Source organism: Desulfobaculum sp. (genome assembly GCF_054921475.1).
On record NZ_JBUDSW010000176.1, the window covers coordinates 1 to 7,852 of the forward strand.

A 7,852-nucleotide genomic window follows, 5' to 3' on the forward strand; every position below is an offset into this window, starting at 1 on the left:
CCCATGCAGGGGCGGGCCGCCGGGATACGCGAAGGCTCTTCTGCGCAGGCGTGGTCGCAGAGGGGCTGTTTAGGTCAGGGAAAGCAGGATGGGGGCGAGGCGTTCGGCGTCGATGAGCGGGGCGCTGGCGTCGGTGACAAGTGGGGTGTCGATAACGCGCACGCCAAGGGCTTCCAGCTCACGAATATTGATGCCGCCGGGATAGGTGCCGCGCTCGGAATCCACCAGAACAAAGTCCACCAGCCGGGCGACGGGCGTTGTGGCCATGGTGTCGCGCCGCAGTTGCACGATAAGCCGCCGGACTTGCTCCGTGAGGGGGATGTCACGGCTTTCCGGGTCGTCCCCAAGGTTGGGGATGAAGGCTTTGGGGCAGTCCGTGCTGGCGATGGCGCGCCCAACGCCCTGCGGGAGGAGGTTGGCCATGACGCTGGAATAGAAACTGCCCATGGGGTAGCAGATAAGCTCCGCCGTGTTGATGAAGTCCTGAATCTTGTCGGGGATGGCGGCGCTGACCGGCGCGGTGTCGTCAAGGGACGCCGTGAGGTGGACCTCGGCGATGGGGCTTGGCGGGGGCGGGGTTTCCTTGCCCGTCAATTTGTGCTGCCCCACGATGACCGAGCCGTCCTCAAGGCGCGCGGCAAGGTGCAGGTCCGCGTTGAGAATGGGGTGCACTTCGCCCCGTACCCGGACCAGCTTGGAGAAAATGTAGATGACCGGCGAGACGTGGCGGCGGTTTTCCAGATAGCCCGCCGCCAGAACGATGTTCCCGATGCTGGCCCCGCGCAGGTCGAAGGACGTGGGCATCTTCTCCAAAAAGACCGATAGGTAGTGCCGGATGATTTTCCGCATGGGGTTCGGGATGTTCGCCACAAGGGGGTGCTCCCCGGCGTTCATGCGCCCCAGCTCGCGCAGCAGCTGCGGCGCGGGGTCGGCCTTGGGCAGGCGGTAGGCGAACAGCTCGAAAATTTGCGGATTGCCGTGCAGGGAGTGGTCCGCAAGGGCCATGAGGCGGTTGCGGATGTCCCCAATGGCGGGCATGGCAAAGGCTTTGCGCAGTTTGGCGGAACTGCCCCCGGAGTCAAAGGGCGTGATGAGGTGCACGGAGTTGTAGGTGGAGCGGATGAGCGTGCTGGACAACTCGCGCAGAGCCGTACCCCCGCTAAAAAAGAGAATGCGCGGCCCAAGCTCCGGGCTTTTCTCGTAGCGGGCCAGCTTGACCGGGTCCGGCAGTTGCGCCTTGCGCGCGATGCGGATGCTCTGGGGGCGCTTCGTAGGGGACGTTTCGCTCATTCGCATATGATTACGGGAAAAATGGTCCAAAATCCAGAATGTTGATGCGGGTGCGCCTGGTTGCGGGCGCGGAGACGGCGCCGGGCCGCGCATTTTGGGCTGATGGCTGTTTTGAAAAAGCCACGCTTCGTAGTATTATGCGCTGAATTCTGGTCCGTGGGGGATTGGAGCGAGCTGGAGGGGGGAGCATGATTGTCCAGTGCGTCACCTGTCAGAAAAAATACCGCCTCAAGGCAGAGGTTGTGCCCGAAAGTGGAGCCAAAGTGTCGTGCTCCGGCGGGTGCGGGAAAACGCTGATTCTTTCGCCGCGAAAGAACCTTGCCGCCGACGCCACAGGCATTCCCGTCAACAAGCGCAAGCACCAAAAGGAAGTAAAATGGTTTGGCCGCATGGCGCAGCTGCTGCGCGATTGGGGCTATGAGAAGAAGACCGCGGAATACAACATGCTGTTCTACTTCCTGCGGGAGCTTCGCAAGCGGCGCGGCATCACGTTTTTTGACATTTCCTGCGCCACGGCGCTGATGCGGTACGACAGGGAGCTCAAGTACAATTGCCTCGCCTTTATGGGCGCGTGCTGCGTCCCCCCGCGCGACGGCGTGGACAGTTGCGTGCCGGATATCATCCTCGCCCTCGCCGAGGCGCTGCGTGGGCACGACAGTGCCGGGGTGTTCACTGTGGATGCCGTGATGACCACGCCCTATGAGGATTCCTTTCCGGCGGCGTTCAGCTTTGTCCATGGTGCCCAGTTTGCGGCGTCGTGGGGGGAGCAGTTGTACGGCAGCGTGACGGAGGTGCTCATCTCCGCCGATGCGGTGCGCGAAATACCACCGGACTTTGACTTTTCGCGTCTGCACGAAGTGGCGCGGGTTGAGGTTTCCCGCGCGCCTGTGGACAACGGCAGGCTGTCCTTTCGCGACAAGGTCGCACCGGCGCGCATCGTAAATCCCGAGCCGGACCCCGAACTGCGCTGCGCGGACAAGGAGCTGAAAAAGCTGCTTGAGGGATACACGGCGTAGATCGTTCCAAAGTTCACAACCGGGCCGAAATTCAGCCCTCCCGCAACAGTGCGGGAGGGCGCTCTTTTTGCGCGCCGGATGAACGCGCGCTGGAGAGGTGGGGGCGCAAAAATCCATGCCGGGCCGTGCAAAGTGGGGCGAAATGCGCTTTTTATGGTGTTCATTACCATAATAGTATGCAAAGAATGAACGGCTTGCTGGATTGCAAAGCGATTCCGGTGTATACGCCTTGGCAGGTCCCGCATGTGTTGGTGGCGGCTGGCTAGCCGATGCGGCAGAGCGGGGCGGCGGTGTCGCCGTGCTGACAGTCTTTTCCATTTCGGCAACAGAATATGTGAAAAGATGTGCAAGCCGGGGCCGCGCGGCGATTGGGCGCAAAAGCTTCCCGTTTTTATGAGCATCATAAAGGATGTGATATTTCAGGTGGTTAGAACTTGAGCGAAACGTTCACGATTGAAAAAATGGGCTTGTGATGTCCTGAAATATTTAGGCGCGTTATGGGCAAAATTCTGGACAAACCCAGTGTGACAAGTTTAAGGGTGGTCGGGAAACTTCAAAGCATTCGAGAAGATACACAGGATATCAGAAAACCCCAAACCGTGTGACGCCACCGGCGTTGGAAGGAGGGCTATGGTGGTTTCTGCAAAATGGAACTGGGAACCGGGCGAGCGCGTAATTGCGGACCTCGGGGCCAGCAGAGACAAGTACGAGTGGGTAGAGGAACTTCATGCAAGCCCGGACGGCGAACAGATTGCCGCCGTGGTCAACGTGGAGGGAGAGTTCACCCCGTCCATCAATGGTGAGGAACCCTGGGAAAACACGTATGAACGTGTGTGGGGTCTTAGGTACTCTCCGGATGGACGCCTGTGCGGTTTCGCTCAGGAGATGGGCGAATGGTACGTCGTTGTCGACGGCACCGCCTGGGAGGGCCCCCTCGGTTACGCATGGAATTTCATGTTCAGCGAAGACGGCTCCAAAATTGGTTGCGCCGTGCAGCAGGACATGAGGTACGGCATCGCCGTAGAGGGAAAGCTGTGGGACAACCTCTACGCAAACGCCAACAACTTCATCATGAGTCCCGATGGCACCGCCACGGCTGCCGCTGTGCAGACTGTGGACATGGGACAGGCCGAGATCTACAAATTTGAAGAGGGCACCTACTCCGCCGCCATCAATGGTCAGGCGTGGGATCGCAACTTCACCAACATCTTCGGACTGGCCTTCTCGCCCGACGGCAAACGCCTTGCCGGCGAGACCCGCCTGTCCCTGTATGACTACACCATCACCGTCGACGGCAAGCCCTGGAACCAAGTGTACCAGAGCGTGTGGCGTCCTGCGTTCAATCCGTCCACCGGCTCCGTTGTCGCCCCCGTGCGACAGGGCGGCAAGTGGACCATCGCGCAGGACGGCAACGTGGCGTGGCCGTTCTTTATCCAGTGTTGGCACGCGCAGTACAGCGCGGACGGCAGCGCTCTGGCCGCCGTCGTGTCGCCCAAGTTCGGCCAGTGGACTGTGGCCGTAAACGGCACCGCCTGGAACACCACCTTCGGCGAAATGGTCACGGACCTCACCATCTCCCCGGACGGCAAGACCATTGCCGCGCTGGGCAAGGAGAATGGCAAGTGGACCGTCATGGTCAACGGCGCAGCATGGTCTGGCCGCTACGACATGGCTTGGGCCCCCACCATCAGCCCCGACGGAAAGCACGTTGGCGCGCTGGTTGAGAAGGGCGGCAAGTACACCGTTGTCGTGGACGGCAAGGAATACGGCCACGCCTGCGAATCCTGCTGGACGCCGACGTTCAGCCCGGATTCCAAAAGCGTGATGGTCCGGTGTGTCGAAGGCGGCAAGTACTACCGCCGCGTGATGCCTGTTTCCGAAATCACCGGATAGGAGGGAGAGATGCAAAGCGTATACAACTTCGTAAGCGGACCTCTTGTCTGGGTGACTTTTGCTGTGTTCATCATCGGCAGCATTTGGCGCCTTGCCTCGCTGCTGAGCCTTGCCAAGCAGAAAGACAACTACGTCTTTGAGTACTGGAGCTGGAGCCATGCGCTCAAGTCCATGCTCCATTGGCTCATCCCCTTTGGCAGCACGAACTCCCGTCTGCAGCCGGTGATGACCATTGTGACGTTCCTCTTCCACGTGGGACTCATCCTCGTGCCCATCTTTACGCTGGGTCACGTTGTCCTTCTCGAAGAGAGTTCTCTGGGCTGGAGCTGGCCCACGCTGCCCGATCAGGTGGCCGACATCGCTGCCTTCGTGGTCGTGGCCGGCTGTCTGTACTTTGGCTGGCGCAGAATTGCTCTGCCTCACGTCAAGTATGTCACCAGCGCCTCCGACTTTGCCATCCTGGCTGTTGTCGCGGCCCCGTTTTTGACCGGCATCCTTGCCTACCATCACATTGGTGATCCGCTGCTGCTGACCACCCTGCACGTGCTGGCTGGCGAACTGATGCTGGTGTGCATTCCGTTTACGCGGCTTGCGCACATGCTCTACTTCGTCTTTACCCGTGGCTACACCGCGTCCGAATTCGGCGCTGTCCGTCACGTGAAGGACTGGTAGGCAAGGGACGCGACAATATTTCTTGAAGGAGAAAGGAATATGGCTGAAAACACCGAACGTGTGGAAAACGCCGAAGCCTCGATGACATACGTTGAGAAGGTTCGTGCCAAGGCTGTTACCGATAAGGCCGACGGCAAGTACGACTTTGACAGCATTGAGGACTACGCCCTCGAAGAGGGCATGAAGAATCTGACGCCCGAAAAGATTGAATCGACCATTAATCAGGTGCTGCAGGGCGAGTGCGGCGCACGCCTCAAAGCGTACGTAGAAACCTGCGTGCACTGTGGCCTGTGCTCCGAGGCTTGCCACCACTACCTCTCCAACGACAAGGACCCCAAGTACTCCCCCGTTGGCAAGGTAAAGCGCACCATCTGGCAGATGCTGAAGAAAAAGGGCCGCCTGACCCCGGAAGAGGTTCGCGAGTGTTCCGTTATCTCATCCACGGAATGCAACCTCTGCCGACGCTGTCAGCAGTACTGCCCCTTTGGCATTGATATCGCCTACATGCTGCAGACCGTGCGCCGCATCTGCTCGAAGCTGCGCATGACTCCGCAGTACATTCAGGATACCGCCAACAGCCACTCCGCCACCATGAACCAGATGTGGGTCAAGGAAGACGAGTGGGTGGACACCTTGCAGTGGCAGGAAGACGAAGCCCGGGACGAGTTCCCGAAGCTGCGTATCCCCGTTGCCAAGGAAGGCGCGGACTTCATGTACTCCGTCATCGCGCCGGAGCCGAAGTTCCGTACCCACCTCATCTATCAGGCTGCGGCCATCTTTGAGGTGGCGGGTCTTGACTGGACCATGCCCGAGGAGCCCGGCTGGGATAACTCCGACATGGCCATGTTCACCGGCGACTTCGAGACCATGGGCCGCATCAAAAAGGCCCACTACGAAGCCGCTCAGCGCCTGCGAGTGAAAAAGATCGTCATGGGCGAGTGCGGACACGCCTTCCGAAGCGTCTACGACGTGGGTAACCGCTGGCTTGGGTGGCGCATGCCTCCCGTACCGATGGTGCACTCCATTGAGTTCTTCTTCCAGCTTATCCAGGAAGGCAAGCTCAAGTGCCGCGAGAAGTTCCCCGAAAAGGTGACCTTCCACGACCCGTGCAACACCGTGCGTGGTCGCGGCCTGCACGAGCTTGGCCGCCATGTCGCCAACGTCTTCACGCAGGGCGTTGTTGAGATGGAGCCGAACCGCGAACACAACCTCTGCTGCAATGCAGGTGGTGGCGTCATCAACTGCGGACCGCCGTGGAAGACCAAGCGCGTGCTGTCCAACAAGGCCAAGGCCGAGCAGTTGGCACGCATGAAGGATCAGGGCATCAACACCATCGTCTCCCCGTGCCATAACTGCCACGGTGGACTTGATGACATTATCCATCACTACGGCTTGGAGATGGAGCTCAAGTTCTTGGGCGACATCATCTTCGAGTATATGGAAAGGCCCGAATCCGAATAGCGGAAAGCCACGACTTGTAATCAGCTGTGTGCCCGCCGCCGTGCGGGCCGCGCAGCAGAGGGGATACGACCATGAAAATGAAGAGACTGGGCATCTTCGCGGCCGTGGCTGCCTTGGCGACGTTCCTGTTCATCGCCACGGCCTATTCGCAGGACGACATCGTCGAACTGAGCGACCCGGCCTTTATGACGGACCAGCGTCCGCCGGCGACCTTTAAGCACGATGAACATAACGACAAGGCGGAACTCTACGACTGCGCCTCCTGCCACCACTACTATGAGGATGGCAAGCTGGTCGAAGATATGGACTCCGTTGGCATTCCCTGCGCGGACTGCCACACTCTGGAGTCTCAGGGTTCCACCCCCGGACTGCGCCTCGCCTACCACAAGCAGTGCAAGAGCTGCCACGTGGAATCAGGCAAGGGTCCGGTGACCTGCGGTGGCTGTCACGAAGTGAAGTAAGCACCCGCCATAGCGCCTTGAAGGCCGCCTCTTCGCAAGAAGGGGCGGCCTTTTCTATGGATATTGGGTTTTGAGGGCAGGGCTGGGGGCAGTGCGAGGCGAGGGGGGCAACCTGGAACATGGGTAACACTTCTGTCCGGGAACATAGGTAAGAGGTTATAGCGGCACGAGGGCGCGCGGCATGGCAGGAGTGCGGAGAAGGGCGCTCTACGCTTTTTTTCAGGGGGCTTTGTCCGCCGCCGCCTAGTCTGCCCCCTATGCCGTCGCTTCTCCTTTCTGCGTGTTCCCTGATGCATCCAAAGGGCTATGCCGCTCGTGGCGGCCGCGAAGTGGACTGGGCGGCGCTGGCAGGTGGGCGGGAAGGCCGGGTGCGCATCCGCGGCGCAGTGCGTATCTCAGGTTGGAGCCACCCCACCATCAGCAGAGTCCTTTCAGGCCGCCAGCTTTCGCCACTTTGGGCGCTCCACGTGCCCTTGCACGGGCCGCGTATTTTGGGCTTGACGGGGTGGCGGGAGTTCTTTAAGTTCCCGCCTCAAGGCACCGGGGTTTCTTTGGAAATCAGAGCGTGCAACGGTTTCTGGCACTGCCAGAAAGAAAATGACACTTTCTTAAAAAAACCGTTGACAAGCGCAGGGTGTCTGGCTATTTAGCTGTTCCCGGTTGCGGGGAAAGGCGGGGCGGTTAGCTCAGCTGGGAGAGCATCGGCCTTACAAGCCGAGGGTCACAGGTTCGAGCCCTGTACCGCCCACCACCACAGCCACAATGCGGAGCCGTAGTTAAGTCGGTTATAACGCTGGCCTGTCACGCCAGAGGCCGCGAGTTCGAGTCTCGTCGGCTCCGCCATTTGAAAGTACAGGCCCGGTTCGTCCGGGCCTTTCTCAAGCCCCAAAGTGTGTTCGGGTTTTGCGGCGGGGCGCCGCATCATGGTGAGGGTTCCCAGGGGAAGCCCGTGTCCGGAGGGACATAGCCAGATAGAGGCAAGAGCCTGACCCGGCAGATCATTTATATAGCGGAGCCGTAGTTAAGTCGGTTATAACGCTGGCCTGTCACGCCAGAGGC

General features: G+C 60.0%; 6 protein-coding genes and 2 tRNA genes. 7 read left to right on the plus strand and 1 reads right to left on the minus strand.

Going from position 1 to position 7,852, the window contains the following annotated elements:
- Window positions 1–69: 69 nt before the first annotated feature.
- Window positions 70–1,290 (minus strand): GAK system CofD-like protein, encoded by a 1,221-nt coding sequence (locus ACY69P_RS11565; protein ID WP_462327577.1) that lies wholly within the window; start codon window positions 1,288–1,290, stop codon window positions 70–72.
- 188 nt (window positions 1,291–1,478) lie between these two features.
- Between ACY69P_RS11565 and ACY69P_RS11570 the strand changes: the two genes are divergently transcribed.
- The 7 genes from ACY69P_RS11570 to ACY69P_RS11600 all read left to right on the plus strand — a co-directional run bounded on the left by ACY69P_RS11570 (window position 1,479) and on the right by ACY69P_RS11600 (window position 7,636).
- Window positions 1,479–2,306 carry a zinc ribbon domain-containing protein gene (locus ACY69P_RS11570; RefSeq protein ID WP_462327578.1) on the plus strand — a complete coding sequence of 276 codons (828 nt, stop codon included), beginning with the start codon at window positions 1,479–1,481 and terminating at the stop codon, window positions 2,304–2,306.
- A 630-nt stretch (window positions 2,307–2,936) separates the two neighbouring features.
- Window positions 2,937–4,199 carry an electron transfer complex subunit TmcD gene (tmcD, locus tag ACY69P_RS11575; protein ID WP_462327579.1) on the plus strand — a complete coding sequence of 421 codons (1,263 nt, stop codon included), beginning with the start codon at window positions 2,937–2,939 and terminating at the stop codon, window positions 4,197–4,199.
- Between the two features lie 9 nt (window positions 4,200–4,208).
- Window positions 4,209–4,871, plus strand: a complete 663-nt coding sequence (tmcC, locus tag ACY69P_RS11580) for a TmcC family electron transfer complex membrane anchor subunit (protein WP_404845251.1) — start codon at window positions 4,209–4,211, stop codon at window positions 4,869–4,871.
- A gap of 180 nt (window positions 4,872–5,051) precedes the next feature.
- On the plus strand, window positions 5,052–6,332 hold the full coding sequence (tmcB, locus tag ACY69P_RS11585; RefSeq protein ID WP_462327580.1) for an electron transfer complex ferredoxin TmcB: 1,281 nt from the start codon (window positions 5,052–5,054) through the stop codon (window positions 6,330–6,332).
- Window positions 6,333–6,403: 71 nt separating this feature from the next.
- On the plus strand, window positions 6,404–6,793 hold the full coding sequence (gene tmcA / locus ACY69P_RS11590; protein ID WP_459902009.1) for an acidic tetraheme cytochrome c3 TmcA: 390 nt from the start codon (window positions 6,404–6,406) through the stop codon (window positions 6,791–6,793).
- A gap of 675 nt (window positions 6,794–7,468) precedes the next feature.
- Window positions 7,469–7,544, plus strand: a tRNA-Val gene (locus tag ACY69P_RS11595).
- Between the two features lie 15 nt (window positions 7,545–7,559).
- A tRNA-Asp gene (locus tag ACY69P_RS11600) sits at window positions 7,560–7,636 on the plus strand.
- Window positions 7,637–7,852 lie beyond the last annotated feature (216 nt).